A 26,754-nucleotide genomic window follows, 5' to 3' on the forward strand; every position below is an offset into this window, starting at 1 on the left:
TCGTTCGCGGCACAGTCAGTATCGACGGGCCCCGTAGAACGGGAACGACGCCATCGACTGGACCTTCACCGGTACCCCGAAGGTGGAGGCATGCAGAACGTTGCCGTTACCGGCGTAGATACCGACGTGTGATGCGTCCGGGTAGAACAGAACGACGTCTCCCGGCTGCAGATCCTTCTGATCGACGGGAGTTCCGCCGGCAGCCTGAGCCTGACTCGACCGCGGCAACGTCTTTCCGACCTGCTTGTAGGCCCAGACGACCAACCCGGAGCAGTCGAAACCGTCGGGGCCGGTCGCTCCCCAGACGTACGGCTTGCCGATCTGTGTGAGACCGGCTTGCAACGCGCTGGAACCGGAGCCCGGCGTCAAGTTCTTCAGAATCGTGGAGGGGTCGAAACCTTCAGGAAGCGCCGATCCCGCGAGGGCCAGCTGCTCGGACGAGGAAAGCGCGCTGTACGCGGCCATGACTTCGGCGATCTGGCCCTGAAGTTCACTCTGCTTCGCCTGCAGATCGTCGCTGACCGCTTTGGCCTGCTCGGCGGCGACTCTGGCCTGTTCTGCGGCGATCGCGGCGGCCTGCTCTGCCGCGGATGCATCCGCGCTGGCCTGTTGGAACCGAGCTACCTGACCGGCTGTCTCGGCGGAGATGACATCGAGGGCCGACATTTGGTCGAGCAACTGTTGCGGGGAGTCGCTGACCATGACCGCGAACAACCGGTTGGTGCGAGCGCCCTGGTAGTTGACATTGGCCACCTTGTCCATGGCGGGTTTGAGCTGCGCCAGCTGCGACTGGGCGGCGTCGAGGGCCGCCCGACTGGCATCGACGGCGGTCTGCGCATCGAGCTGCTCGCGAGCCCGAGCGTCGAGATCGATCTGCGCGTTGTGCAGCGACTCGTTGGTCTGTTCCGACTCCCTGGACAGCTCCGCCAGCTTCGCCTGCGCGTCGGAAGCCGAGCCGAAGCCCGGATCGGCGGTCGCCGTCGTGATCGGCACCACCATGATGCACGCGGCCGCAACGGCTGTGGTCACCGAGCTACCTACTAGCCGTAGAACTCGGGTGGTTCTCGATATCGCCACGGAAAGCGACTCTCCGTCCTGATATATGCCATTCCAGCTGGAGTGGCGGTTGGAAAAAGTGACCGGAACCGAACGATACCCATGCTGAGTGGGGCGCGGACGTGAACACGGTCCGAAATCGACGCAGTCTGCACGTGACAGATCACAAACCAAACGTCGGAGAGGTCTCGATCAGATTACGAACTGGACGCTCTGCTGTCCACCGTACCGGCGTGTCGCCCGGAAACCGTCCCCGGAAACGACAACAGGGCCGAACCGTCGAAACGGATCGACCCTGTCGGTCGGTACACAACTCCGGTCGGAGCACTCGGCTCAGTAGCGTCGAGCACCGTCGAACGGCATGGAGTCCACAGGAGCAACCTTGACCGGCACGCCGGACGTGGATGCGTGCACGACGTTGCCGTCGCCGATGTACATACCCGAGTGCGAGCCGCCGTAGAACGAGACGACGTCGCCGGGCATCAGGCTGTCACGCGAGACCGGAGTGCCCGCGGCTGCCTGGTCGTAGCTCGTACGGGGCAGGCTGACGCCGGCCTGCTTGTAGGCCCACTGGATCAGGCCCGAGCAGTCGAACGAATCCGGACCCGATGCGCCGTACACGTACGGAGCGCCGATCTTGGACTCCGCCGCCTGGACGGCCTTGGCAGCCGGGGTGACCTGCGGGGCAAGGGGCGCACCCGGAGCGGGCATGCCCGGAATGTTGAGGGGAGGGAGACCCGGGATGTCAGGAATCTCGAAGGTTCCGACGCCGGGGATGGTGACTGGGGCCGCCATTGCCGGTGCAGCGGGGAGAATCACCACGCCTGCCGTGAGCGCTCCGGCTACGAGAGCTCGCCGCAATGTTCGGTTGGAAAGTTGTGACGCCACGAAAGATGGTGCTCCGTTTCTTCCACTCGTCCGCCGACCGAGTTAGCTGACGGGTTCGGGCTGGGAAGAGCAGCCCTACCCACCGGCCACCATCGGTGACTCGGCGGGATTCACCCCAGTAAATATCGGGTTCCCGGTACGAACACTCTCGCGAGTGATCGATTAGGCGGTGACTTGCGACGCCACTCCGGTTTGGACTGGCAAGACTCCGCAAGGTCTCAGGAAGGTTACGAAATGGCATACCCCTGTGTCGACCCCAACGCGCCGAACGGACCGAATTGGGCCGTATTCTCGCTACCCGGCGCGTTGATCGCCCGGTGTGTCACGAGTCGATAACAGGGGAACATCCGCGGTGCCGTCGTCGTTCACGACGAGCTTGAGCGCGGGCACCATACCGACGTCGGCGAGCACTCCCATGGCACCGAGTTCTTCCTGCTCGAGGGTGATACGAGACGGTGAACCGACCCATTGCCCATCCGATCTCGCGGGCATCCCGGGAGCCCCCAGAAGCACCGTCACAACGCAGTCGGCGCAGGCGATGTCACGAACCAGGCAGTCACTGCAGTCGATGATCATTGTGATCCTTGTCTCTTTGTCGCGTCGGACGGTGTAATCGGCCGATCGAACGAAAGGTAGCGCCAGCCACCGACAGGTTCCGCGACTCGACAATCGGCACCGACCGACACGATGCCCTCCGACGCCGTGTTCGGCGTTCTTGTCGGAGGTCGGCCCTAACGTCGTCGCAGTGAGCCTGCCGATCCAGCTGACGTTCGACGAACTCGACACCCCGCTTCACGCCACCACGTTCGTCGTCGTCGACCTCGAAACCACTGGTGGCAGCGCTGACACGGAGGCGATCACCGAAATCGGGGCAGTCAAGGTCAGAGGCGGCGAGATCATCGGCGAATTCGCTACCCTCGTCGACCCGGGCAGATCGATCCCGCCCTACATCGTCGAGTTGACCGGCATCACGACGGCGATGCTGATCGGGGCTCCCCGCATCGAACGCGTTCTCCCCGGCTTTCTCGAGTTCGCTCGCGGATCGGTACTGGTGGCACACAACGCCGGGTTCGACACGGGATTTCTCAAAGCTGCAGCGAGTCGACTCGACATCGCCTGGCCCCGCTTCCAGGTGCTCTGCACGGTCAAACTCGCCCGGCGAGTGCTCACGCGCGACGAGGCACCCTCGGTGAAACTGTCCGCCCTGTCGACGTTGTTCAGATCCAGCACTCGGCCGACTCACCGAGCATTGGACGACGCGCGTGCCACGGTGGACGTGTTGCACGGCCTGATCGAACGAGTGGGCAACCAGGGCGTACACAGTTACGCGGAACTGGTCGACTACCTCCCTGCGGTGTCGGCGGGGCAACGAGCCAAACGCGGCCTGGCCGCACACCTGCCCGATACACCCGGCGTCTACCTCTTCCGAGGACCGTCGGACGAGGTCCTGTACGTAGGCACCTCGAACAACCTCAAGCGTCGGGTGCGCAACTACTTCACCGGTTCCGAGACACGTGGGCGAATGAAGGAGATGGTCTCGCTCGCTACTCGCGTGGACCACGTCGAATGTGCGCACGCACTCGAGGCAGGAGTCCGCGAATTACGGCTGCTCTCGGCTCACGTCCCGCCTTACAACCGCCGATCGAAGTTTCCCCGCAAAGGGTGGTGGGTCACCCTCACCGACGAAGCGTTTCCGCGTCTGTCGATCGTGCGCACTCCCGCACCCAACAGCCTCGGACCGTTCGCTGTTCGGGCGGACGCGGCGGAGGCCTCCGCCCTCGCCGCAGAATTCTGTCGACTTCGTACATGCACCCGCCGGTTGGGCCGCGCAGTTCGACACGGTGACGAGTGCACCGCGACGGACGTCGGTGGCTGCCCAGCGGCGTTCTCCGGGCCCCTGACGGCCGAGGAGTACTCAGGTGCCCCGGCGAAATTTCTGGCGTTCGTGTGTGGACACGACGACGAGCTGCTGTTCGCGATGCGACGCCGCGTCGCCGAACTCGCGGAGCGTGAACTGTTCGAGACAGCCGCGCGTCTCCGCGATCGAATCGCGGTGACGGTGAACGTGCTCCGCAGGATGCACCGAGCAGCCGCCGTTGCGGCCATCGCCGAGCTCGTGGCGGCCAGGCGGACGGCCGACGGTGGCTGGGAGCTGATGGTGGTGCGCTTCGGCCGCTTGGCCGGGGCGGCCGTCGCGCCGAGAGGGGTGCACCCGATGCCCGTCGTCGATGCGATCACGGCGTCGGCCGAGACGGTGATGCCCGATGCGACGCCACTTCGCGGTGCGCCGCCGGAAGAGGTGGGCCTGATCGCGTCGTGGCTCCATACGGACGGAGTGCGCATCGTTCGCACCAGCAGTGGCTACTGCAGCCCTGCTCGGTCTGCGGGTTCGTGGGAGGAGTGGTGTCGAACGGCCCGAGAAGCAACGCGGCAGGAGTGGAGCCCGCGGAACGACCGATGAGGCAGGAGTGGAGCCCGCGGAACGACCGATGAGGCAGGAGTGGAGCCCGCGGAACGACCGATGAGGCGAGAGTGGAGTCGGCCGAGCAACTAGTGTTGTCTCGGTTGGGTCGAGCTCGCGTCGTGTGTGAGCCCGGAGATGCGTGAGGAGCACAGATGATCAATGCCATCGTCTTGATCGACGCCGAGGCCGATCTGATTCCGGAGACGGCGCAGGCCGTTGCCGATGTGGACGGTGTGTCGGAGGTGTATTCGTGCGCCGGCGACGTCGATCTGATTGCCATCGTCAAGGTGCGTGATCATGCGTCGATAGCCGAGGTCATCACGAAGCACATCAATCGTGTTCGTGGTGTTCGCAGTACGACGACTCACATTGCGTTTCAGTCGTATTCGAGTGCCGACGTCGATGCAGGATTTTCGATCGGCGAGTAGTTAGGTGTGATTCAGTCGGCCAGCGCGGTTGTGCAGCGTGCCCAGTCGGCAAGCAGGCGGGCCGCGGAACCGTTGTCGACAACCGTTGCCGCAGTTGCCAATCCGGCTTCGATTTGCTCGTGCAGGTTTCCCGAGACTCCTCGATGCGCGGCCATGGCCGCGGCGGCGTTGAGTAGCACGGCGTCACGGACGGGTCCGTGTTCGCCTGCGAACACGCGATGTGCCACTGCTGCATTGAATTTCGCGTCCCCGCCTCGGAGGGCCTCGATGGGTGCCCGAGCGATTCCGTAATCGGCCGGGTCGATCGAGTCGACGGTGACGGTCCCGTCGGACACCACGTGCACGGTGGTCGTGGTGGACAGGGTGATTTCGTCGAGCCCGTCGTCACCACGGACGACGAGAACCGAACTACCGCGTCGAGCGAACACGCCGGCGACGACGGGCACCAGATTCTCGAATGCGCAGCCGATCAGTCCGGCGCGTGGGCGGCCCGGGTTGGTCAGGGGGCCCAGCACATTGAAGATCGTCGGAATGCCGATCTCCTTGCGCGCCGGACCGGAGAACCGAAGTGCGGGGTGGTGGATCGGCGCGAAGCAGAACCCGATCCCAACCTGCTCGACGCTCGACGCCACCCCGGCGGGCCCCAGGGTGACCCGCACGCCCAGCGCCTCGAGCACATCGGTCGTACCACTCTTGGACGACGCTGCACGGTTACCGTGTTTGACGACGCGTATTCCGCTGGCAGCGACGACGATCGCGGCCATCGTGGAGATGTTCACCGTGTCCGCACCATCGCCGCCGGTTCCGACGACGTCCACCGCGTCACGGTCGGTCTCGACCAGAAATGCGTGCGCGAGCATGGAGTCGGCGAGACCCTCCAGTTCCGCGGGAGTGGGGCCCTTCATCTTCAGTGCCACCCCGAAGGCAGCGATCTGAGCGGCTGTGGCGTTGTCGGACATGATCTCGTCCATCACCCAGCCGGTATCGGCGCTCGACAGGTCGGCGTGCATGGTCAACGCTCCGAGGATTCGACGCCACGTTCGCGGCTGCTCGTCACTGGTCCCTGCGGTCATGGTGGATGTGCCGTGCCCTTCTGCTGTCGATGCGCGCGGTGCGGTGGAAGCTTAGTCAGACGTGTCGGCGGGTGCGGCGGGCTGCAGCGCATCCCACCCCAGTACCGCTCCCCCACGCCGTTGCGCGAGACCCGCCATGCGAGACCTCTCCTGCGAACAGTGCAACGCGTCGAGCACCTGTACCCGCTGCAGGACCAGAGCGACACCGTCATCGACTTGCGGCCGATACCCGGTGTCGTCCGGTAGTTCGACCTGCGGACCGACCTCGTACGCATCCTGCGCCGCGACGGCTGCCGCATCGTCGACTTCGTGCGCGGGCAGCACGAGGTGATGCCGCAACAGCACCTCGGAGGACTCGATCCACGTGGGTTCTGTGTTCGCCGCCTCGTCGAGAACGGCGGAGCACGCCCGCGCGTCGTCGAAGCAGCTCGCCACTACCACCAGATCTTCGCGCGTGGGGTCCAGACGTTCCGCGGTCGACCGCGAGAACAACCGCCGAAACCACCCACCTGCACTGCTCTTTGCCATGAGGCCAGCCTTGCACGACTGGACCCTACCGGCCCGTACAGGCCCCTCCACCAGCGCGGGAACAACGGCGCGCTCGGAATCGTTCCTCCGCGACGCGCCAAGACCGGACCCGGATATGCCTTCCGTACTACGACGGGTCATACTTCTTTCTGTGACGAGCGCTGTAGGGACTCAAGGATCGGCAATCACCCAACGCGTGCACTCGCTGAACCGTCCCAATATGGTCAGCGTCGGCACGATCGTGTGGCTGTCGAGTGAACTCATGTTCTTCGCCGGGCTGTTTGCGATGTACTTCGTCGCACGCGCGCAGGCGAATGGAAACTGGCCGCCGGAGCCGACCGAGCTGAACCTCGGGTTGGCTGTTCCGGTGACGGCCGTGCTGATCGCTTCTTCGTTCACCTGCCAGCTGGGCGTGTTCGCTGCCGAGCGTGGCGACGTGTTCGGGCTTCGTCGGTGGTACATCGTCACCCTGGCCATGGGCGCGTTCTTCGTCGCCGGTCAGGGATACGAGTACTACCACCTGGTCCACGAGGGCACGACGCTCTCGAGCAGCGTGTACGGCTCGGTCTTCTACATCACGACCGGCTTCCACGGTTTGCACGTGATCGGCGGACTCATCGCCTTCGTCTTCCTGATCACCAGAACCCTGGTCAGCAAGTTCACGCCCGCGCAGGCCACCGCCGCCATCGTCGTTTCGTATTACTGGCACTTCGTCGACATCGTCTGGATTGCCCTCTTCGCGACGATCTACTTCATCCGCTAGTGACAGTCAGCAAGCCACAGATATCGAGCGAACGGATTCAGCCCCCGACGTTCGGCCCGTCCCGACACGACAAGGGATAGAAGATGAGTACATCTCCCCCAGCAGCAACCGACGACACTTCGGCCTCGAAGGCGCGACGCAAGCGTAAGACGCGTCGACGCGTCACCGGTGCACTCGTTCTGATGATGGGCCTTCTGAGCGCGGGTTTCCTCGCGTCGGCCCTGACGCCTACACCCCAGGTTGCAACAGCCGATACCGATTCGGCGGCGCTGATCCGCGAAGGCAAGCAGCTCTACGACACGTCGTGCGTGACGTGCCACGGTGCCAATTTGCAGGGTGTTCAGGATCGCGGACCGAGTCTCATCGGTGTCGGTGAAGCTGCCGTCTATTTCCAGGTGTCGAGTGGCCGTATGCCGGCTGTTCGCAACGAGGCGCAGGCACTGCGCAAGCCGCCGAAGTTCGACGACAAGCAGATCGACGCGCTCGGTGCTTACATCCAGGCCAACGGCGGCGGCCCGACGGTCATTCTCGACGAGAACGGTGAGGTGGCGCAGGAGTCGCTTCGCGGCGACGACATCGCCCGAGGCAGCGAGCTGTTCCGCTTGAACTGCGCGTCCTGCCACAACTTCACCGGCCAGGGCGGCGCACTGTCGTCGGGCAAGTTCGCGCCCGACCTCGGGCCTGCCAACGAGCAGGAGATCTACACCGCGATGGTCACCGGTCCGCAGAACATGCCCAAGTTCTCCGACCGTCAGCTGACGATCGAGGAGAAGTCGGACATCATCGCCTACGTCAAGTCGGCCCAGGAAACCAAGGCCGCAGGCGGCTGGGGTCTCGGTGGCTTCGGTCCCGGTACCGAGATGATCGCCCTGTGGGTTGTCGGAATCGCCGCTGTCGTCGGCGCAACATTGTGGATCGGAGCTAGATCATGAGCGACGGCGATTCCGGCCGTAAGGACGCCGACAACACCGACGGCACCAATGCCGACGGTGTGAATCCCGACAAGAAGTACACCGACGAGGAGTTGGCAGCGCTCAGCCGGGACGAGTTGGTCGAACTCGGCACCAATCTCGACGGTGTGGATGTCGCATTCCGTCGCAATCGCTGGGCTGTGGAAGGTACTCGCGCCGAGAAGCGCGCAGAGCGCAGCGTGGCGATCTGGTTTGCCATCGCCGGCCTGTCGGCAGTCGCGTTCATCGGCGTCTACCTCTTCTGGCCTTGGCAGTACGCAGGCATCGGTGACGACAACTACAACCTGTACTCGCTGTACACGCCGCTGATCGGCGGAACGATGGGTCTTGCGATCCTCGCCGTCGGCGTCGGTGCCGTGCAGTTCACCAAGAAGTTCATCCCCGAAGAGGTCTCCATCCAGGACCGCCACGACGGAAGTTCGTCGGAAACGGACCGCAAGACGCTGGTCGCCGAGCTGGGCGATTCGCTCGACACCTCGACCATCGGACGACGCAAGGTCATCAAGCGTTCGCTTCTGTTCGGCGGCGGCGCTCTCGGCGTCATGGCACTGCTCCCCCTCGGCGGCCTCATCAAGAATCCGTGGGCCAAGGGCGAAGATTCTCCGTTGTGGGTATCCGGCTGGACGCCTCGCTACGATGGAGAGACGATCTACCTCCGACGAGACACCGGGCGACCGGAAGATGTTGTTCTCGTACGGCCCGAGGACTTGGACGCTGGTGCCATGGAAACTGTCTTCCCGTTCCGCGAGGCGGACCGCGAGAGCGAGCACGACCTGCTCATGTCACTCCGCGGTATCCGTAACGCAGTCATGCTCATCCGTTTGCGTCCCGACGACGCAAGCACGGTCATCAAGCGCAAGGGCCAGGAGAGCTACAACTACGGCGATTACTACGCCTACTCCAAGATCTGCACGCACCTGGGTTGCCCGACATCGTTGTTCGAGCAGCAAACCAACCGCATTCTCTGCCCTTGCCATCAGTCGCAGTTCAACGCGCTCGAGTACGGCAAGCCGATCTTCGGACCGGCTGCGCGCGCGCTGCCTCAGCTTCCCATCACAGTCAACGAGGAGGGTTACCTAGTGGCACAGCACGACTTCCACGAAGCACTGGGTCCCGCCTTCTGGGAACGTCGACCGGAGCGTGATTCATGAGTCCTTCACTGCAAACCCTCGCCGCCAAGCAGGCGGACGACGTAGACAGTCGTTACCACTTGGCACCAGGTTTGCGCCGCCAGATCAACAAGGTGTTCCCCACCCACTGGTCGTTCCTGCTCGGTGAGATCGCGCTGTACAGCTTCGTGATCCTGCTGATCTCCGGCGTCTTCCTCACCCTGTTTTTCGATCCTTCGCTCAGCGAGGTCGTCTATCAGGGCGCGTACACCCCGCTGAACGGCGTGACCATGTCGCGTGCCTACGCGACAGCACTCGACATCTCGTTCGAGGTGCGCGGCGGCCTGTTCATGCGCCAGATCCACCACTGGGCAGCACTGATGTTCGCCGCGTCGATCATCGTGCACATGATGCGCATCTTCTTCACCGGTGCGTTCCGTCGTCCCCGTGAGGCCAACTGGGTCATCGGCTGCCTGCTGCTGATCCTGGCGATGTTCGAGGGCTTCTTCGGATACTCGCTCCCCGACGATCTGCTCTCGGGCACCGGCCTCCGCGCCGCGTTCTCCGGAATCACGATGAGCATCCCGATCGTCGGCACCTGGATGCACTGGTTGATCTTCGACGGGGACTTCCCCGGCACGATCATCATTCCTCGCCTGTACGTGGCGCACGTGCTACTGCTACCGGCCATCATCCTGGCGCTGATCGCAGCTCACCTGGCTTTGGTCTGGTACCAGAAGCACACACAGTTCCCCGGACCCGGTCGTACGGAAACCAACGTCGTCGGCGTCCGTATCCTCCCGGTCTTCGCCGTCAAGTCCGGCGCGTTCTTCGCCGTGACGTTCGGCGTGATCGCTGCCATGGGCGGATTGCTGCAGATCAACCCGATCTGGGCGCTCGGACCGTACAACCCGTCTCAGGTCTCCGCAGGTTCGCAGCCCGACTTCTACATGATGTGGACCGACGGCCTGGCGCGTCTGTGGCCGGCATGGGACATCTACATCGCTGGTCGCTACACGATTCCTGCAGTCTTCTGGGTGGCCGTGATCATGGGCCTCGTCTTCACCGTGATGATTGCCTACCCATGGATCGAGAAGCGTCTCACCGGTGACAACGCACACCACAACCTGCTGCAGCGTCCCCGCGACGTGCCGGTCCGTACTGCGATCGGCGCAATGTCCATCGCCTTCTACGTCGTTCTGACGCTCTCGTGCGTCAACGACCTGATCGCGTACAAGTTCGACATCTCGCTCAATGCGATGACGTGGATCGGTCGAATCGGAGTGCTCATTGCTCCGCCGATCGCATACTTCGTCGCGTACCGGTTCTGCATCGGCCTACAGCGCAGCGACCGGGCAGTTCTCGAGCACGGCATCGAAACCGGAATCATCAAGCGACTCCCGCACGGCCAGTACGTGGAAATCCACCAGCCGCTCGGACCGGTCGATGATCACGGTCACCCGATCCCGCTCGATTACCAGGGTGCAGCGGTCCCCAAGAAGATGAACAAGCTCGGTTCTGCCGGCAAGCCCGGCTCGGGTTCACTGTTCACCCCGGACCCCGTTGCGCAGAGCAAGGCCCTCGAGGATGCACTCCACAAGGGCGAGCACGAGCAGCTGGCAATGCTTCGCAACTACCAGGCGGGCATTCTGGGCAATGGCCACTCGAACGGCAACGGCCATACCAACGGCAACGGCCATACGAACGGCAACGGTCACGCCAACGGCAACGGTCATTCCAATGGCCACGCCAACGGCAACGGCCATGCCAACGGGCACGAAGACACCTCGATTTCTTCGGGTCGTCAGGACAGCGATCGCGATCACTGAGTCCTGACAACGCATTCCGCTGAAGGGCGGCACCGGCAACGGTGCCGCCCTTTTTCGTGTGGTGGCGGTGCTACCCGCTCGACATATGTCCGGAGACGATCCGGCTGGATCTCCATCGGTCCGCGGGAGTCCTGTGAACGGAGGCCGCAACTCTCACAGGCTCCACTCCCCTCCCCCGCCCGAGGACTGCCGATTCAGAGCGCGGTAATGCTCGAGTCGGAGTCGGCACTCACCTGCCGGTAGTCTGCAGACCCATCGGTGACGAGCATCGGCCCGGTCGGTCTCGACCGGTATTAGTATCGGTGTATGGTCCGTATCCCACTCAGTCCCGGTGAACTCGCGCGTGGTGCTCGCTTGGGCACAGCTTTGCGCCGTTTCCGGGGCAGCCGGACCATGACCGAGGTTTCCGACGCCGCCGGCATTTCCGTCGAAACACTCAGAAAAATCGAGACCGGGCGTATCGCAACCCCGGCATTCTTTACCGTCGCCGCACTGTGCACTGCGTTGGAGATCTCACTCGATGCATTGCTGGAATCCACGACGGATGCGTCGTCGACCCTGCGGGAGGCAGACGCGTCCTGACTGGTTCGGATCCGCGCCGTGGTCTGCCGGGACGTTCATGCGTTCCAGTCCATGATGAAAGACCGGCCCTTGGGGTGCGGCCGGTCTCTCACCGACCCGCAGTAGGTAGGCGTGGTGCTTCTCAGTCGATCGGCGAGACCCTGATGAGGTTGCCGTCGGGGTCCGCGATCACGAAAGTGCGGCCGAAGGCGGCGTCGTGTGGCTTCTGCACTACGGCAACTCCTTTCGCGACCCAATCGGTGAATATGTCGTCGACTGCCTCCGAGGGGCCGGGCACCATGAGTCCGATCTCGCTCATGCGGGGTGTGCTCGGTACAGAGTGCTCGGCGTAGCCCGTCCACAACGCGAGCAGTACACCGGGGGCAACGTCGAAAGCAACATAGTGGGGACTCGTGAAGGTCGGTTCGATCTCGAACAGGTCGCTGTAGAAGGCGGTTGCGGCCTGGGTCTCCCGGACGCCGATCAAGAACAGGTTCGGTGCAGGCATGGAGGGCTCCTCGAGTGGATGTCGTATCGGTACCGAACCATCCGATCGCCTCATCGCGACAGAACCTGTCACCTTTGTCTGCCAACATCGGTCCGCATGAAGGCTTCGAGGCTGCTGCATATCTTGCTGCTCCTACAGACCCGTCAGCGCATGACAACTACCGAGCTCTCCGACCGTCTGGAAGTGTCTCGGCGGACTGTGCTGCGAGATGTCGAGGCGCTCTCGGCCGCTGGTGTGCCCGTCTATGCCGAACGCGGACGGAACGGCGGGATTGTCTTGCTCCCCAATGCACGACTCAACGCATCCCATCTGGATCCACCAGAACTCGAGGCCCTCTCCATAGCCGGTTTGGACAGCGCGCAGCTCGAACGTTTGGGGCTGTCTGCGGTATGGGAGTCGGCCGCGCGCAAGATCGCCGCCCGGCAGGCTGCGGCACCGGATATACCGGGCATGCTGGGTCTGGCGGACCTGGTACTGGTCGACAGCACCGCATGGTTCGCCGACTCGGAAACAGCGATCGACGTATCGGACCTGGCCTCGACACTTCGACGCCGACGACGACTGCAAATCCAGTACCGGCGGAGCGCCGAGAATCAGGCCTCGACGCGGGTGGTCGACCCGTACGGGATCGTAGCGAAATCAGGTCGCTGGTATCTCGTCGCCGACGACCAGGGAGACGGTCGACTGTTCGCGCTGGAACGGCTCTCGACCTACGAACAACTCGCCGCACCAGCTGCTGTTCAACCCGGAGAAACCCTCCGCACGAAATGGGCAGCGTTGAAAGGTCGCACCGAGAGACGAGGTCACGTGAGCGTCACCGTCCGCCTGCCGGAGAAAGGCCTCGACCTGGCTCGACGGGTACTCGCCGGTCGCATCCACGAGGTCTCCGCCGCGAAAGACGGCTGGTGCACCGTCGTCGTCCGCTATCCCGATATCGAGTCGGTACGTCAACTACTTCAATTCGGCGATCACATCGAAGTACTCACACCAGCCGCAGCTCGCGAACGCATCGGTCAGCTCGCCACAGTTCTGGCCGAAAAGCACTCGACCCCCGCCGGCTGACCCGGTCGGAATGCCCCTGCACTCGAGCGATGTCCCCGGTGTGCACGTTCCCAGCACAGAAAAGGGCTCCGATCGCTCTCGTGAACGATCGGGGCCCTTTTCGGGTGTCTACAGGTCAGTGGCGTTCGGCACCGATGTGGTACTCGAAGACCAATCCAGCGGCCGAGGCGATGACGCACACGACGCCCAGAGCAATCAACCAGGGCTGGAAGAAGGCAAAGCCCAGAGCGGTGATCGACGCCGCCACGGCCAGCACGAACGGCCAGAAGCTGCCGGGGCTGAAAAAGCCCAGGTCGCCTGCGCCGTCACTTACCTCGGCGTCGTCGAAGTCTTCGGGCCGAGTGTCGAGCCGTCGCGCGACGAATCGGAAGTACGTTCCGACGATCAGCGTCAGGCCGACCGACAGGAAGATCGCCGTGACGCCTGCCCACTCGACGCCGGTTCGGCTCAATCCTGTGAACAGCGCATACACGATGCCGACCAGGAGGAAGAAGACCGTGAGGATCTCGAAGATCTTCGCTTCGATTTTCATATCAGCATGCTTCCTTGGTCAGTTGCCTTCGGCGACGGTGGCGGTACGGACGGTGCGATCGGTCTCGAACGGCGAGGTGCTGGTCGCGAGCGGGCTCTCGCCGATGGCTTCCAGTGCCTGCGCGTTGGTCAGCGCTTCGCCACCCTCGGACAACGGCTTGCGCAGCTCGATGTACTGCTCGAACTTGTCCGGGGACACGGCGCGAACCTCGAAGTTCATCATCGAGTGGAACGTGCCGCACATCTCCGTGCATCGACCGACGAACGAACCTTCGCGCTCGATTTCGCTGATCTGGAACACGTTGTCGGAATGGTTCTCCTCGGGGTTGGGGAGAACGTCACGCTTGAACAAGAACTCCGGAACCCAGAAGCCGTGGATGACGTCCGAGGATGCCAGCACGAATTCGATGCGCTTTCCGGTGGGAAGGACGAGCACCGGAATCTCGGCGCTGGAACCGACCGTTTCGATCTTGTTGTAGTGCAGGTAGGACAGATCCTGGGGAATGGCACCGTGGATCGCGCCGGGCACGAACTCGCCGTCCTCGCTACCCTCGGCGCCTTCGCCGGGAGTTGCGGCGGCTTCTGCGGCGGCCTGCTCCTCTTCGTCGGTGCCCTCGTACTTGGCGGCACCGTCCTTGAGGTCGATCGTCCGGTATCCGAACTTCCAATTCCACTGGTATGCGGTCACGTCGACCTGGACGTCGGGATCTGCCTGCTTCTCGTCGACGTAGTTCTGCACCACGACGGTGAAGTAGAAGAGCACGGCGATGATCACGAACGGAACCGCCGTGTAGAACAGCTCGAGCGGAACGTTGTACGCGGTCTGACGCGGGAACTCCGGGGAGCTCTTCTTCTTACGGTGGAAGAGCACCACCCAGAAGATCAAGACCCACACGACGATGCCCATGACCAGGGCGGCGATGACCGACCAGGTCCACAGGTCGCCGATGCGTCGTCCCTGCGGAGTGACGCCCGAGGCGAAACCGAAATTGAGTACGTTGTCACTGCTGATGGAACAGCCCGACAGCATCAACGCGGCTACACCGAGAAATGCTGTCAGCCCCGCTCGCCGAAGGATCCGACTATGCGCCACGTTCACGCCTTCCTGATTGCCCACCACTGAAGAATAAGGGCTTCCACATGGAGATGCCCGAGTACTACGCAGCGTAGACCAAAGCTGACGCGGAGCCACCCTTGGGTCGTTACCTAGGTTCGAGCGTGTCTGCGGCATACTCGGTTGCTGATCGACCGTCCCGCTGACGACACGCGGAGATCCGGCCCCCGGCATTGTCCCCAACTGCGAGAAGAGGTAGCAGACGCTGTGTGTGGACTGCTCGGAGTACTGACATCTCACGGAACGACCGCCGCCGGCGTCGAGCTGGTGAGCTCGGCGACTCACTGCATGCGCCATCGAGGCCCGGACGAGCCCGGTGGCACCTGGCACGACGACGACGTCGTGTACGGCTTCAATCGACTCTCGTTCATCGACATCGAACACTCGCATCAGCCGATGCGGTGGGGACCTCCGGGTTCACCCGACCGGTACGCGTTGGTGTTCAACGGCGAGATCTACAACTACCTCGAGTTGCGTGCTGAGCTCGCGCGCGATCACGGTGCAGAATTCGCCACCGAAGGTGACAGCGAGTCGATCGTCGCGGCATTTCACTACTGGGGCGCTGCCGCCGTGCAGCGTCTGCGAGGAATGTTCGCCTTCGCCATCTGGGACACCGAGACGCGCGAGATGTTCATCGCGCGCGATCCCTTCGGCATCAAGCCGTTGTTCTACGCCACGGGCCCGGGTGGAACCGCGTTCGGCAGTGAGAAGAAGAGCGTTCTCGAACTGATGGAGCTGCTGGGCGTCGATCTCGACCTCGACCCGCGGGCCATCGAGCACTACACCGTGCTTCAGTACGTCCCCGAACCGGAGACGCTGCACGCGGGGATCAGGCGGCTCGAGTCGGGTTGCTACGCCACCCTCTCCCCCGGTACGCCGCCGAACATCACCCGATACTTCACACCGACGTTCCCGGTGAAGCCTTTCGCTCCCGGCAGCGAGAAGGCTCGCTACCAAGAGATTGCCGAGGCGCTCGAAGATTCGGTCGCCAAGCACATGCGTGCCGACGTGACCGTCGGTTCCTTCCTCTCGGGCGGCATCGATTCCACGGCCATCGCGGCACTGGCGATTCGACACAATCCGAACTTGATCACCTTCACGACCGGCTTCGAGCGCGAGGGTTACTCCGAGGTCGACGTTGCAGCGGAGTCGGCAGCCGCGATAGGTGCTCGGCACATCGTGAAAGTGGTCGGACCTGAAGAGTTCGCGGCGTCCATTCCCGAGATCGTCTGGTACCTGGACGACCCGGTGGCCGATCCGGCGCTCGTACCGCTCTACTTCGTCGCCAAAGAAGCTCGCAAACACGTCAAGGTCGTGCTGTCCGGAGAGGGCGCGGACGAACTGTTCGGCGGCTACACCATCTACCGCGAGCCGCTGTCGTTGAAGCCGTTCGAGTCTCTACCCGCATTTCTACGCCGCGCAGCCGGATCGTTGAGCGAGCGCATTCCCGAAGGCACGCGCGGCAAGAGCTTGCTGCACCGAGGATCGATGACCCTCGAGGAGCGCTACTACGGCAACGCACGCAGCTTCAACGACGCGCAGTTGCGATCGGTGCTGCGTGAGTTCCGTTCGGAGTGGACGCATCAGGACGTCACCGCGCCCATCTACGCGCAGTCGCAGGGGTGGGATCCCGTGGCTCGTATGCAGCATCTGGATCTGTTCACCTGGCTTCGCGGCGACATTCTGGTCAAGGCCGACAAGATCACCATGGCGAACTCGCTCGAGCTGCGCGTCCCGTTCCTCGATTCCGAGGTCTATCGCGTGGCAGAGAAGTTGCCGTTGGAGCAGAAGATCACCAAGAGCACTACCAAATACGCGCTGCGCCAGGCGCTGGAAGGCATCGTTCCCGGTCATGTGCTGCACCGCGCCAAGCTCGGTTTTCCGGTGCCACTGCGCCACTGGCTGCGCGGTACCGAACTCTTCGACTGGGCTCACCAGCAGATCGCCGAGTCACAGACCGATCACCTTCTGAACAAGGCAGCCATCGTCGCCATGCTCGACGACCATCGGGCAGGCAAATCGGATCACAGCCGTCGCCTGTGGACGCTGCTCATCTTCATGGTGTGGCACGGGATCTTCGTGGAGAAGCGCATCGTGCCGCAGATCGCCGAACCGGAGTACCCGGTCAACATCTGACGTGAAGCGACCGTGCCCGTCTCACCCATCCTCTGCGGATGGGTGAGACGGGCACGGTAAGCCTGAGACTCAGGCGGGCAGCAACGCGCCGATCTCCTCGCCGGCGTCGGCACCGTACGCCGCGCTCAGGCGCTTGATCGCGTCGTCGCGGTTCAGGCTCCACTCCTGCGTTCCGGTGGTCTCGAGGACCAGCACGGCAACCAGAGAACCGAGTTGAGCAGCTCGTTCGATGCTCGCTCCGGCGAGGTGGCCGGTGAGGAACCCGGCACGGAACCCGTCGCCCACTCCGGTGGGATCGACCTTGCTCGTCTCGGGCACGACACCGATGTGGGTGTGCTTCCCGCCCTTTTCGACGATGTCCACGCCCCGCTTGCCCAGCGTGGTGACCCGCAGGTCCACCTTGTCCGCGATATCGGCATCGGACATCCCGGTCTTCTGTTTGAGCAGTGCCCATTCGTATTCGTTGGTGAACAGGTAGGCCGCCCCGTCGATCAGGTCGGTGGCCTGTGCGGCGTCGAGTCGCGCGAGTTGCTGGGACGGGTCGGCGGCAAAGGGAACACCTGCTGCGCGGCACTGGTCCGTGTGGGCGGTCATCGCCTCCGGATCGTTGGCCCCGATCAGTACGAGATCGAGCTCGTGCTGCGCGGCCAGCGCGTCGATGGAGATGTCGCGGGCTTCGCTCATGGCACCGGGATAGAACGACGCGATCTGCGCCATGTCCTCGTCGGTGGTGCAGACGAAGCGTGCTGTGTGCGCGGTGGCAGACACACTGACGCCACTGCAGTCGACTCCGTGCTCTTCGAGCCAGGTCCGATACTCGGCGAAGTCCGGCCCCACGGCTCCGACGAGGAGAGGAGAGCCGCCGAGGACCCCGAGTGCGTAGGCGATGTTTCCGCCCACTCCCCCTTTACGGATGACCAGGTCGTCCACCAGGAAGCTCAGCGAAATGTTCGCGAGCTGATCGGCGACGATCTGCTCGGCGAACCGACCGGGGAATCGCATCAGATGGTCGGTTGCAATCGAGCCGGATACCGCGAGAGTCACGAAGAAGGGCCTTTCGGAGTGAAGTTCTGGATGACCGACGAGCAGACACGACTGTGACCGATACACGAATACGTGTATCGGTCACAGTCGAGAGCGAGTCAGCTCAGTTGAACGAGTCGCCGCACGCGCACGATCCGGTCGCGTTCGGGTTGTCGATCGTGAAGCCCTGCTTCTCGATCGTGTCCACGAAGTCGATGGATGCACCCTCCACGTAGGGAGCGCTCATCCGGTCGACTGCGAGGGTGACGCCACCGAAGTCGACCGCGAGGTCGCCGTCGAGGCTTCGATCGTCGAAGAAGAGCTGATAGCGAAGTCCTGCACACCCACCGGGCTGTACAGCAATGCGCAGCGCGAGGTCGTCGCGGCCCTCTTGATCCAGCAACGCCTTGGCCTTGGCCGAAGCGGTCTCCGTCATGGTGACCTTGTGCGCCGTGGTTTCGGTCGTTGTGGTCTCATTCGAAACGGTCATGGGCTCTCCCTATCAGTCGTACCAAACCCGTGAACAAACTCAACCGTACTCCGGGTTGCTCTATTCCTTGCGCGCGCCGCCCCTGTTCGAGGGCCCGGCAACAGCACTGCTCGCCACGTGCGCGGCCAGCTTTTCGAGCTGATTGGCCGCATCGGTCATGGCCACCTCCACAGACCCGGCGAACTCGCTGATCGAGTGAGCGGCCGAGATACCGGCCGACGCCAAGTCGTCCTTACTCAACGTCACCTGGCCGGCGAGCACCACGGTCTCGATTCCGGTGGCACCGCCTGCAGCGGCGATTCTGGTCACCAACTTGCCTCGCAGCGACTGCGAATCGAACTTTCCCTCGCCGGTCAGCACCAGATCGACGGAGTCCAGGAGTTCCCGCTGACCGGTTCGTTCCGCCACGACGGCAGCACCCGGCACCTGCCTGCCACCGAGCGCGAACAGGGCCGCCCCCATCCCGCCCGCGGCACCCGCACCGGGACGGTCTGCCACATCGTGGCCCGCAGCCGACAGAACGGCAGCCCAGTCGGCGTTCAGTTCTTCGAGTCGCTCGACCGTCTCGGTGTCGGCGCCCTTCTGCGGCCCGAACACCCGAGCAGCACCGGCATCGCCGAGCATGGGGTTCTCCACGTCCGACGCGGCGACGAGGTCGATTCCCGAGAACCGTTCGATTGCCGACCCCAGCCCGCCGAGCGCGCGGATCATCGCTCGTCCACCGTCGGTGCAACTGCTCCCGCCGAGTCCGACGACGATCGACGTGGCGCCACTGTTCAACGCCTCGCTCAGCAGCTGTCCGACGCCGTAGCTGTTCGCCTTCAATGCCGACTGCGGAGTCAGTGGACCGTCGACGAGGTGCAACCCGCAGGCCTGAGCAGATTCGATGTACGCCACCGCGCCGTCGAGCAGCCAGCGGGCCTGCACCGGCGTCCCGAGCGGTCCGTCCACGTCGGCGACGTGGACTGTGCCGATGCGCGAGGCCAGTACCTCGACGAACCCCGGTCCACCGTCGGATTGGGGTGCCAGTTCCAGCTCGTCACCGCTCCGGACGCCCGCCCATCCTCTGGCAATGGCGGCGGCTGCATCTGCGGCAGTCAGGGTGTCCCCGAAGGAGTCCGGCGCAATCATCACTCGCATTCTCGGAAGTGTAGGACCGCGGTACCCGAACAGCATCCGGTGCTGCGCCGCTGACCTGGCCGGTGTTCGAGTGCCTCCGCTCATCCCATACTCTGGTTGCGTGAAGCTGCTACGCCGTGGAAACTCTGACAATTCGGACGGACAGGACTCGAACGAGCCCGAGTCGACTGTGTCCGCCGGCGAGGCGACCTCGCCGGTGTCTCTCGGCAAAGGCCGACCGACCCCCAAGCGCCGTGACGCCGAGGCCCGCCGCCGCGGGCCGGTCGCTCCGGCTCCCCTGACGAGCAAAGAGGCACGAGAGCGCCGTAAGGCGAACAAGGGCAGCAAGGAAGACCGTAAGGCTGCCTCGAACGAACGGCGTGCAGCAGCTGCAGAGCGTCGGGCGCGCATGCTTGCGGGCGACGACAAGTATCTGCTGCCTCGCGACAAGGGCCCGGTGCGTGCCTACGTTCGCGACATCGTCGATGCGCGGCGCAATCTTGTCGGCTTGTTCATGCCGCTCGCTCTCATTCTCATCTTTGCGCTGTTTCTGCAGCCGCAGGTACAGCAGTACGTCACTCTCGGCATGTTCGTGATGATGCTGTTCATGGTCGGCGAGGGCATCTACCTCGGCAAGATGATCAACAACCGCATTCGTGTCCGGTTCCCCGACACTCCCGACGGCGGCTTCAAGATCGGCTGGTACGCCTTCGTACGGGCGTCGCAGATTCGGAAGATGCGTGCCCCCAAGCCGCGAGTGAGCGCCGGCGAGGCCGTCTGACGTCGGTGGCCGTGCCGTCTCGAACGCTCGTCCTCGGCGGAGCCAGATCCGGTAAGTCCGCGCACGCAGAATCGTTGGTCACGACCCCCCCGGTCCGTTACGTAGCGACCGGACAGCGCGATGCGTCCGACGAAGACTGGCAGGAGCGCATCGAACTCCATCGTGCGTCTCGTCCGCCCGAGTGGACCACGGTCGAAACCGTCACCGGGCTGGCGACGGTGGTGGCTCAGCCCTGGGGCGGCACCACGATGGTCGACGATCTGGGCACCTGGCTGACGGGAATGCTCGACGACGCAGCGGCCTGGGACCTGCCTCGCGGGACGATTGCTCCGGCCGTGAACGACTTGGTCGCGGCGGTCTCGGACTGCAGGTCGAGTCTCGTGATCGTCAGCCCCGAGGTCGGCATGTCCGTGGTTCCCGAGTCGCGGTCGGGTCGACTGTTCCGTGACGAGCTCGGTGTCCTCAATGCGCGTCTCGCGCACGTGTGTGACAGGGTTCTGCTGGTCGTCGCGGGTCTCGCGCTGACCCTCAAAGAACCACCGGCGGATTCCCTGACCGCGAAAGGCCCAGTGTGACAACTCCTGTGGACGAGATTCCGGCACCCTCACCGTTTCGACCGGTGCCTTCGCCGTCCGATTCCGCGCGGTACGAAGCTGCCGAGCGGCAAGGCCGGTTGACCAAGCCGGCCGGTAGCCTCGGCCGTCTCGAGACGCTCGGCGAGTGGATCGCCGCCTGCCAAGATGTCAGTCCGCCGAAGTCCTTCGAGCGCGTCCGTGTCGTCGTCTTCGCCGGGGACCACGGCGTCGCCGCTCATGGAGTGTCCGCGTACCCGCCCGAGGTCACGGCGCAGATGGTCGAGAACATTCGCGCGGGCGGTGCTGCGGTCAACGTCCTCGCGACCATCGCCGGGGCCACTGTTCGGGTGGTCGACATCGCTGTCGACGCCGACACCGATCCATCGGTGTCCGCCTTCAAGATTCGGCGCTCGAGTGGTTCCATCGACCGCGAGGACGCACTGAGCGAGGACGAGGTGCGCGCCGCCGTCGCCGCCGGCGCTGCCATCGCGGACGAGGAGGTCGACGCCGGTGCCGACCTTCTCGTCGCAGGCGACATGGGCATCGGAAACACCACGCCCGCAACCGTATTGATCGCCACCCTCACCGATACCGAACCGGTCGCTGCCGTCGGCCGCGGCACCGGAATCGACGACGCCGGGTGGATCAGGAAGACCGCTGCAATCCGGGACGCGATGCGGCGGGCTCGGCCGGTCGCCAAGAATCCCACCGACCTGCTGCGGGTGGCCGGTGGTGCCGACATCGCTGCCCTCGCCGGCTTCCTCGCGCAGGCGGCGCATCGGCGTACCCCGGTGATCCTGGACGGTCTCGTCGTCACAGCAGCAGCACTGGTGGCGGAGGACGGTGCGGCCGGTGCCAGCGCCTGGTGGGTCGCCGGGCATCGTTCGGCCGAGCCCGCCCATTCACTTGCCTTGCGGCACTTGCGACTCGAGCCGTTGGTGGAGCTGTCGATGCGACTCGGTGAAGGCTCCGGCGCGTTGACGGCCTTGCCGCTCGTTCGTGCGGGAGTCGACACGTTGAATTCGATGGCAACGTTCGCCGACGCCGGCGTCAGCACCGGCGACCCCGAAGTCCGCTGACCGTGAGGTTGCGGGCCGAGGGTCTGGTGCTCGCGTTCTCGTGGTTGACGGTGCTGCCCGTGCGTGGCCCGTCGCAGGTCGACAGGGTCCGCGCCGGTCGCGCGATAGCGCACGCTCCCCTGGTCGGTCTCGTCCTCGGGTGCGTGTGTTCGGCACTGCTGTGGGCGACGACGGTTGCCGGGCTGTCGGCAATCCTGTGCGGCCTCATCGCCGTTGCCGCCGCCGCGCTGCTGACGCGCGGGATGCACATCGACGGGTTGGCCGACACCGCCGATGGGCTCGGCTGTTACGGCCCGCCCGAACGTGCGCGCGAGGTCATGAAGTCCGGTAGTGCCGGACCGTTCGGGGTGGCGGCCATCGCTCTGACGTCGGCGATTCAGGCCGCGAGTCTGGGTCAACTCGCGCAGGAGCGACTGTGGTGGGCTGTCGTCGTGGTTGCGGTGACTGCCCGGGTGGCGGCAGTCCTGGCCTGCCGCAAGGGAATCGACGCATCGACGTCGGGCGGCTTCGGCGCGCTCGTGGCCGGAACGCAGTCCAACGCCGTCCTGACGCTGTGGGTCATTGCGGCAGCAGCAGCGTCGGTCTTCGCGCAACCCGATCGACCCTGGCAAGGGCCGCTGGTCGTCGTCGCGGTCCTGACACTGTCGGTGTTTGCCGTTCGACACTGCGTCCGACGCTTCGGCGGCCTCTCGGGCGATGTTCTCGGTGCCGCAATCGAGACCACCACGGCGTCGGCCGCGGTGGGCCTGTTGATCGGCAGCTGATCAGCGGAGCTTGGTCATCCAGCCGTGGGTATCGGCGAAGGTGCCGCGCTGGATGCCGGTGAGGGTGTCTCGCAGTGCGAGCGTGATCTCGCCGGGTTCTCCGCCTGCGATCTCAAAAGAACCGTCGGTGGATTTGACGCTGCCCACCGGGGTGATGACAGCTGCTGTGCCACAAGCGAACACCTCGGTGATCTCGCCCGCTTCGGCACCCTTGCGCCACTCGTCGGTGGAGATCCGTCGTTCTTCGACGGGGATGCCGGAGTCCGTCGCCAAGGCCAACAGCGAGTCGCGCGTGATTCCGGGAAGCAGCGATCCGGACAGCGAGGGCGTCACCAGCCGAGCGTCGGAACCCGAGCCGAAGACGAAGAACAGGTTCATGCCGCCCATCTCCTCGACGTAGCGGCGCTCGGTGGCGTCGAGCCAGACCACCTGATCGCAGCCCTCGTCGCTGGCCTGCGCCTGCGCAAGGAGGGAGGCGGCGTAGTTGCCTGCGAACTTCGCGGCACCGGTGCCGCCCGGTGCTGCCCGGACGTATTCGGTGGACAACCACACGCTCACCGGTTTGACGCCACGTGGGAAGTACGCGCCTGCGGGTGAGGCGATCAGCATGTAGCGATATGCGTCGGCGGGGCGCACACCCAGACCGGCTTCGGTGGAGAACATGTAAGGACGCAGGTACAGCGCGTCCTCGCCGCCCGCTGCGGGGACCCACTCGTGATCGAGCTCGAGCAGCTTCTCGATCGAGCCGATGAACAATTCGTCCGGCATCTCGGGCATGGCGAGCCGCTTCGCCGAGGTACGGAATCGTTCGGCGTTGGACTGCACCCGGAAGGTGGACAGATCGCCGTTGGGCTGGCGGTAGACCTTCAGGCCCTCGAAGATCGCTTGGCCGTAGTGCAGGACCATCGCCGCGGGGTCGAGCTCGATCGGACCGTACGGGGTGATCCTCGCGTCGTGCCATCCGCCGTCGCGGGTGTAGTCGATGCTGACCATGTGGTCGGTGAAGTGCTTTCCGAATCCGGGCGCAGCAAGTACCGCGTCACGCGCCGCGGAGGTTGCGGGCGAAGGATGCTGCACGTACGTGAATTCGGAAACACCTGTCATGCCGGGAATCCTATCGTGGGGTTCGTGGCGGTCTCACGCGGTCACCTGGTCTTGGCGACGACGAACGGCGGTGCGACCACTTCGCAGCGCAGGGCGCGGCCTCGAACGTCGACCTCGACCTCCGAACCCACCGCGGGAGCGGCCTGCGCGTCGAGGAGTGCAAGGGCGATACCGACCTTGAGAGTGGGCGAGAAAGTGCCGGAAGTCGTCGTTCCGAGATCGCGTCCCGACGCGCGCACCGTGAGACCGGGGCGTAGAACGCCGCGATCGAGAGCTTTGAGCCCGCGCAGAATCCGTGCCGGACCGTCTGCCTTCTGGGCGGTCAATGCGTCCTTGCCCCAGAACGAGTCCTTGTTCCACCCGATCGCCCAGCCGCATCGTGCTTCGAGGGGCGAGATGTCCTGCGCCAGTTCGTGTCCGTGCAGCGGGTACCCCATTTCGGTGCGCAGCGTGTCGCGCGCTCCGAGTCCGCACACCTGACCGTCCCGAGACCGCACCGCAGCCAGCAGCGCCAGGAACAACGGTTTCACGTCGTCGGCAGACGGGATCAGCTCGTAGCCCTGTTCGCCGGTGTAACCCGTGCGGCAGACCCGGACAGGCAGAGAGTTCCCGGTGGCGTCCTCGAATGCCATGTAGTCCATATCGGTCGGTAGACCCAGTTCCTGCAGAACCTCGGACGCCTTCGGCCCCTGCACGGCCAGCACTCCGAACTCGCGGTGCCGGTTCACCACCGAGACCCCGGCGGGGGCGGCGGCAGCCATCGCCTCGACCACAGCTGCCGTGTTCGCAGCATTGGGTACCAGAAACACGTCCTCGTCGGAGACGAAGTAGGCGATCAGGTCGTCGACGACGCCACCGGACTCGGTGCAGCACAGCGTGTATTGCGCTTTGCCCGGTTCGATTCTGGTCAGGTCGTTGGTGAGGACGGAGTTCACGAATGCGGCGGCCCCGGGGCCGGTCACCGACGCCTTGCCGAGGTGGCCGACGTCGAACAGACCCACCGTTTCACGCACTGCCGTGTGCTCGACGACGACGCCGGCGTACGAGACCGGCATGGTCCATCCACCGAACGGTGCGAACGTCGCGCCGAGTTCGGTGTGCACGGCGTGGAGTGGTCCTTCGATCAACTCGGTGTCGGTCATGGCGGCCACGCTAGCTCACCTCGCGGAGCGTCTCAGGTCGGTCGCCCCGGTGCGTCCCTCGATCGTCGACGCTGCCGACCGTCATTAGGATCGAGGGACATACACGTCAACCCCTACAGGAGCAGCCACGTGCCTTCCCCCTCGACGCTCACCCGCGCTCTCGGACCCGACCTGGTTCTCGCGGGCAAGCTCGGTAAGAAAGTCGACGTACTCGTCGTCGCATTGAGCACGAGTGACGACGGCCTCGAACTCTCCATCACCGACGACATTTCCGACGATGCGATCGCCACCGAATTGCTCGACGCGTTCGAAGCCGTCGGTGCCACCGGCAAGGCCGACGAAGTAGTGCGTATTCCGGCTCCGGCCGGCCTGGCCGTGGCGAGTGTGTTGGCCGTGGGCCTGGGCAACGCCGCCGACATCGACAGTGAACGCATTCGTCATTCGGCCGGCACCGCGGCTCGCGCGCTGTCCGGTGTCGAGACGGCGGCCACGACGCTCTCGGCGCTCGATCTGGGTGCGGCTGCCGAGGGCTTCTTCCTCGGCGCGTACCAGTTCGCCGAGTTCAAGTCGGCTCTCTCGGCACCGAAGCCGTCTGCGCTTCCGGTGACTCGCATCGAGTTGTTGGTGCCCGACACTCGTTCCAAGGATGCCAAGCGAGAATTGGAGAGGTCGATCGCGATTGCCGAATCGGTGGCTGTCGCAAGGGATTTCGTCAACACTCCGCCCAGCCATCTCTACCCGGAGGAGTTCGCGGCTCAGGCCAAGGCGCTGGGCAAGGCGGCCGGCCTCGAGGTCGAGATTCTCGACGACAAAGCCCTCGAGAAGGGTGGCTACGGCGGCATTCACGGAGTGGGCAAGGGATCGTCCCGACTGCCTCGGCTCGTGCGCCTGACGCACTCGGGAGGCAAACGCGGCGCGAAGAAGGTAGCCCTCGTCGGTAAGGGAATCACGTTCGACACCGGCGGCATCTCCATCAAGCCTGCTGCCGGCATGGAGAACATGACCTCGGACATGGGCGGTGCGGCAGCGGTCATCGCCACGGTGGTGCTCGCCGCCAAGGTCGGTCTGCCGCTCGACGTCATCGCCACCGTCCCGATGGCGGAGAACATGCCGTCGGGCACCGCCCAGCGCCCCGGCGATGTGCTCACCCAGTACGGCGGCATCACCGTCGAGGTGATCAACACCGACGCCGAGGGCCGCTTGGTACTCGCCGACGCGATCGTGCGGGCCTGCGAGGACGATCCGGACTACCTGATCGACACCGCGACGCTGACGGGCGCTCAGGTCGTCGCACTCGGCAACAGGACTCCCGGCGTGATGGGTACCGACGACTTCCGCGACCGCGTCGCAGCAATCTCGCAGGCGATCGGCGAGAACGGATGGGCCATGCCGTTGCCGAAGGAGATTCGCCGCGAACTCGACTCCAAGATCGCAGATCTCGCGAACGTCACCAACGGTCGAGCAGGTGGCATGCTCGCCGCTGCTCTGTTCTTGAAGGAATTCGTCGCCGACGGCGTGGAATGGGCTCACATCGACGTTGCCGGCCCGGCCTACAACACCGGTGGTCCGTTCGGCTACACCGGCAAGGGCGGCACCGGGGTTCCGGTCCGAACCATGTTCGCGGTTCTCGAGGACATCGCCGACAACGGTTGATCG

27 protein-coding genes and 1 riboswitch are annotated in these 26,754 nt (G+C 64.5%); of the genes, 14 read left to right on the plus strand and 13 right to left on the minus strand.

What is annotated here, in order from left to right:
• Positions 1-15: 15 nt before the first annotated feature.
• The 3 genes from CH262_RS15510 to CH262_RS15520 form a co-directional block, all read right to left on the minus strand.
• Positions 16-999 (minus strand): C40 family peptidase, encoded by a 984-nt coding sequence (locus tag CH262_RS15510; protein ID WP_081371364.1) that lies wholly within the window; start codon positions 997-999, stop codon positions 16-18.
• Positions 1,000-1,389: 390 nt separating this feature from the next.
• Complete coding sequence (locus tag CH262_RS15515; RefSeq protein WP_027497375.1) at positions 1,390-1,944, minus strand: C40 family peptidase; 555 nt, start codon at positions 1,942-1,944, stop codon at positions 1,390-1,392.
• Positions 1,945-1,960: 16 nt separating this feature from the next.
• A riboswitch (cyclic di-AMP (ydaO/yuaA leader) is annotated at positions 1,961-2,123 on the minus strand.
• 115 nt (positions 2,124-2,238) lie between these two features.
• Positions 2,239-2,520, minus strand: coding sequence for a hypothetical protein (locus CH262_RS15520; RefSeq protein WP_032384652.1), 282 nt, complete (start codon positions 2,518-2,520; stop codon positions 2,239-2,241).
• A 169-nt stretch (positions 2,521-2,689) separates the two neighbouring features.
• On the opposite strand from CH262_RS15520, the gene CH262_RS15525 reads away from it, so the two are divergent.
• Positions 2,690-4,405 (plus strand): DEDD exonuclease domain-containing protein, encoded by a 1,716-nt coding sequence (locus CH262_RS15525; RefSeq protein WP_032384638.1) that lies wholly within the window; start codon positions 2,690-2,692, stop codon positions 4,403-4,405.
• A gap of 155 nt (positions 4,406-4,560) precedes the next feature.
• Entirely contained in the window at positions 4,561-4,836 is a 276-nt protein-coding gene (locus CH262_RS15530) for an Lrp/AsnC family transcriptional regulator (protein WP_032370294.1), read from the plus strand.
• Between the two features lie 11 nt (positions 4,837-4,847).
• On the opposite strand, the gene trpD is transcribed toward CH262_RS15530, so the two are convergent.
• Entirely contained in the window at positions 4,848-5,909 is a 1,062-nt protein-coding gene (trpD, locus tag CH262_RS15535; RefSeq protein ID WP_032384637.1) for an anthranilate phosphoribosyltransferase, read from the minus strand.
• 51 nt (positions 5,910-5,960) lie between these two features.
• Positions 5,961-6,437 carry a hypothetical protein gene (locus tag CH262_RS15540; RefSeq protein WP_032384636.1) on the minus strand — a complete coding sequence of 159 codons (477 nt, stop codon included), beginning with the start codon at positions 6,435-6,437 and terminating at the stop codon, positions 5,961-5,963.
• 151 nt (positions 6,438-6,588) lie between these two features.
• Between CH262_RS15540 and ctaE the strand changes: the two genes are divergently transcribed.
• From ctaE to CH262_RS15565, 5 genes are all read left to right on the plus strand, one after another.
• Entirely contained in the window at positions 6,589-7,200 is a 612-nt protein-coding gene (gene ctaE / locus CH262_RS15545; protein WP_027497380.1) for an aa3-type cytochrome oxidase subunit III, read from the plus strand.
• Between the two features lie 83 nt (positions 7,201-7,283).
• On the plus strand, positions 7,284-8,132 hold the full coding sequence (gene qcrC / locus CH262_RS15550; RefSeq protein ID WP_027497381.1) for a cytochrome bc1 complex diheme cytochrome c subunit: 849 nt from the start codon (positions 7,284-7,286) through the stop codon (positions 8,130-8,132).
• Positions 8,129-9,322 (plus strand): cytochrome bc1 complex Rieske iron-sulfur subunit, encoded by a 1,194-nt coding sequence (qcrA, locus tag CH262_RS15555; RefSeq protein ID WP_230590997.1) that lies wholly within the window; start codon positions 8,129-8,131, stop codon positions 9,320-9,322. Before qcrC ends, qcrA begins: the two co-directional genes overlap by 4 nt.
• Complete coding sequence (gene qcrB, locus CH262_RS15560) at positions 9,319-11,109, plus strand: cytochrome bc1 complex cytochrome b subunit (protein ID WP_032384635.1); 1,791 nt, start codon at positions 9,319-9,321, stop codon at positions 11,107-11,109. The genes qcrA and qcrB overlap by 4 nt, the downstream gene beginning before the upstream one ends.
• 306 nt (positions 11,110-11,415) lie before the next feature.
• Complete coding sequence (locus CH262_RS15565; protein WP_032384634.1) at positions 11,416-11,691, plus strand: helix-turn-helix domain-containing protein; 276 nt, start codon at positions 11,416-11,418, stop codon at positions 11,689-11,691.
• A gap of 121 nt (positions 11,692-11,812) precedes the next feature.
• Here the strand turns inward: CH262_RS15565 and CH262_RS15570 are convergent, their stop codons facing one another.
• A complete protein-coding gene (locus tag CH262_RS15570) occupies positions 11,813-12,178 on the minus strand; it encodes a VOC family protein (RefSeq protein ID WP_032384633.1) in 366 nt (121 codons plus the stop codon).
• 96 nt (positions 12,179-12,274) lie between these two features.
• Between CH262_RS15570 and CH262_RS15575 the strand changes: the two genes are divergently transcribed.
• Positions 12,275-13,240, plus strand: a complete 966-nt coding sequence (locus tag CH262_RS15575; protein WP_032384632.1) for a helix-turn-helix transcriptional regulator — start codon at positions 12,275-12,277, stop codon at positions 13,238-13,240.
• Between the two features lie 115 nt (positions 13,241-13,355).
• Here CH262_RS15575 and CH262_RS15580 read toward each other — a convergent pair whose 3' ends face one another.
• Both CH262_RS15580 and ctaC read right to left on the minus strand, forming a co-directional pair.
• Entirely contained in the window at positions 13,356-13,772 is a 417-nt protein-coding gene (locus CH262_RS15580) for a cytochrome c oxidase subunit 4 (RefSeq protein WP_027497386.1), read from the minus strand.
• Positions 13,773-13,790: 18 nt separating this feature from the next.
• Entirely contained in the window at positions 13,791-14,870 is a 1,080-nt protein-coding gene (gene ctaC / locus CH262_RS15585) for an aa3-type cytochrome oxidase subunit II (protein ID WP_027497387.1), read from the minus strand.
• Positions 14,871-15,092: 222 nt separating this feature from the next.
• Between ctaC and asnB the strand changes: the two genes are divergently transcribed.
• Positions 15,093-17,021 (plus strand): asparagine synthase (glutamine-hydrolyzing), encoded by a 1,929-nt coding sequence (gene asnB / locus CH262_RS15590; protein WP_032384631.1) that lies wholly within the window; start codon positions 15,093-15,095, stop codon positions 17,019-17,021.
• A gap of 69 nt (positions 17,022-17,090) precedes the next feature.
• Here asnB and CH262_RS15595 read toward each other — a convergent pair whose 3' ends face one another.
• The 3 genes from CH262_RS15595 to CH262_RS15605 form a co-directional block, all read right to left on the minus strand.
• Positions 17,091-18,065: a carbohydrate kinase family protein gene (locus tag CH262_RS15595; protein WP_032384630.1), complete on the minus strand. Its 975-nt coding sequence runs from the start codon at positions 18,063-18,065 to the stop codon at positions 17,091-17,093.
• Positions 18,066-18,168: 103 nt separating this feature from the next.
• Positions 18,169-18,534, minus strand: a complete 366-nt coding sequence (locus CH262_RS15600) for a HesB/IscA family protein (RefSeq protein WP_027497390.1) — start codon at positions 18,532-18,534, stop codon at positions 18,169-18,171.
• 60 nt (positions 18,535-18,594) lie between these two features.
• Entirely contained in the window at positions 18,595-19,674 is a 1,080-nt protein-coding gene (locus CH262_RS15605) for a glycerate kinase family protein (RefSeq protein WP_094718014.1), read from the minus strand.
• Positions 19,675-19,774: 100 nt separating this feature from the next.
• Between CH262_RS15605 and CH262_RS15610 the strand changes: the two genes are divergently transcribed.
• Genes CH262_RS15610 through CH262_RS15625 form a run of 4 tightly spaced genes read left to right on the plus strand, consistent with a single transcriptional unit; the run spans position 19,775 to position 22,852 of the window.
• On the plus strand, positions 19,775-20,434 hold the full coding sequence (locus CH262_RS15610; RefSeq protein ID WP_027497392.1) for a DUF3043 domain-containing protein: 660 nt from the start codon (positions 19,775-19,777) through the stop codon (positions 20,432-20,434).
• Between the two features lie 5 nt (positions 20,435-20,439).
• Positions 20,440-21,009: a bifunctional adenosylcobinamide kinase/adenosylcobinamide-phosphate guanylyltransferase gene (gene cobU, locus CH262_RS15615; RefSeq protein ID WP_032384629.1), complete on the plus strand. Its 570-nt coding sequence runs from the start codon at positions 20,440-20,442 to the stop codon at positions 21,007-21,009.
• A gap of 44 nt (positions 21,010-21,053) precedes the next feature.
• On the plus strand, positions 21,054-22,088 hold the full coding sequence (gene cobT, locus CH262_RS15620) for a nicotinate-nucleotide--dimethylbenzimidazole phosphoribosyltransferase (RefSeq protein WP_256991805.1): 1,035 nt from the start codon (positions 21,054-21,056) through the stop codon (positions 22,086-22,088).
• 2 nt (positions 22,089-22,090) lie between these two features.
• Complete coding sequence (locus CH262_RS15625; RefSeq protein ID WP_048318652.1) at positions 22,091-22,852, plus strand: adenosylcobinamide-GDP ribazoletransferase; 762 nt, start codon at positions 22,091-22,093, stop codon at positions 22,850-22,852.
• On the opposite strand, the gene CH262_RS15630 is transcribed toward CH262_RS15625, so the two are convergent.
• Entirely contained in the window at positions 22,853-23,956 is a 1,104-nt protein-coding gene (locus CH262_RS15630; RefSeq protein ID WP_027497396.1) for a branched-chain amino acid aminotransferase, read from the minus strand. It abuts the gene before it with no gap.
• 41 nt (positions 23,957-23,997) lie between these two features.
• Positions 23,998-25,098, minus strand: coding sequence for a glycine cleavage system aminomethyltransferase GcvT (gene gcvT / locus CH262_RS15635; protein WP_032384649.1), 1,101 nt, complete (start codon positions 25,096-25,098; stop codon positions 23,998-24,000).
• Between the two features lie 129 nt (positions 25,099-25,227).
• On the opposite strand from gcvT, the gene CH262_RS15640 reads away from it, so the two are divergent.
• Complete coding sequence (locus tag CH262_RS15640) at positions 25,228-26,751, plus strand: leucyl aminopeptidase (protein WP_032384627.1); 1,524 nt, start codon at positions 25,228-25,230, stop codon at positions 26,749-26,751.
• Positions 26,752-26,754: the final 3 nt, after the last annotated feature.

This window comes from Rhodococcus sp. 05-2255-1e (genome assembly GCF_002259025.1).
GTDB lineage: Bacteria > Actinomycetota > Actinomycetes > Mycobacteriales > Mycobacteriaceae > Rhodococcoides > Rhodococcoides fascians.

Bases quoted from the DNA above. Each gene is read 5' to 3' on its own strand.
- CH262_RS15520 (WP_032384652.1), bottom strand. From the start codon at position 2,520: ATGATCATCGACTGCAGTGACTGCCTGGTTCGTGACATCGCCTGCGCC.
- CH262_RS15575 (WP_032384632.1), top strand. From the start codon at position 12,275: ATGAAGGCTTCGAGGCTGCTGCATATCTTGCTGCTCCTACAGACCCGT.
- qcrB (WP_032384635.1), top strand. From the start codon at position 9,319: ATGAGTCCTTCACTGCAAACCCTCGCCGCCAAGCAGGCGGACGACGTA.
- qcrA (WP_230590997.1), top strand. From the start codon at position 8,129: ATGAGCGACGGCGATTCCGGCCGTAAGGACGCCGACAACACCGACGGC.
- CH262_RS15570 (WP_032384633.1), bottom strand. From the start codon at position 12,178: ATGCCTGCACCGAACCTGTTCTTGATCGGCGTCCGGGAGACCCAGGCC.
- CH262_RS15540 (WP_032384636.1), bottom strand. From the start codon at position 6,437: ATGGCAAAGAGCAGTGCAGGTGGGTGGTTTCGGCGGTTGTTCTCGCGG.
- CH262_RS15510 (WP_081371364.1), bottom strand. From the start codon at position 999: ATGGTGGTGCCGATCACGACGGCGACCGCCGATCCGGGCTTCGGCTCG.
- qcrC (WP_027497381.1), top strand. From the start codon at position 7,284: ATGAGTACATCTCCCCCAGCAGCAACCGACGACACTTCGGCCTCGAAG.
- CH262_RS15630 (WP_027497396.1), bottom strand. From the start codon at position 23,956: ATGACAGGTGTTTCCGAATTCACGTACGTGCAGCATCCTTCGCCCGCA.
- gcvT (WP_032384649.1), bottom strand. From the start codon at position 25,098: ATGACCGACACCGAGTTGATCGAAGGACCACTCCACGCCGTGCACACC.
- CH262_RS15600 (WP_027497390.1), bottom strand. From the start codon at position 18,534: ATGACCGTTTCGAATGAGACCACAACGACCGAAACCACGGCGCACAAG.
- CH262_RS15530 (WP_032370294.1), top strand. From the start codon at position 4,561: ATGATCAATGCCATCGTCTTGATCGACGCCGAGGCCGATCTGATTCCG.
- CH262_RS15580 (WP_027497386.1), bottom strand. From the start codon at position 13,772: ATGAAAATCGAAGCGAAGATCTTCGAGATCCTCACGGTCTTCTTCCTC.
- trpD (WP_032384637.1), bottom strand. From the start codon at position 5,909: ATGACCGCAGGGACCAGTGACGAGCAGCCGCGAACGTGGCGTCGAATC.
- CH262_RS15605 (WP_094718014.1), bottom strand. From the start codon at position 19,674: ATGCGAGTGATGATTGCGCCGGACTCCTTCGGGGACACCCTGACTGCC.
- CH262_RS15565 (WP_032384634.1), top strand. From the start codon at position 11,416: ATGGTCCGTATCCCACTCAGTCCCGGTGAACTCGCGCGTGGTGCTCGC.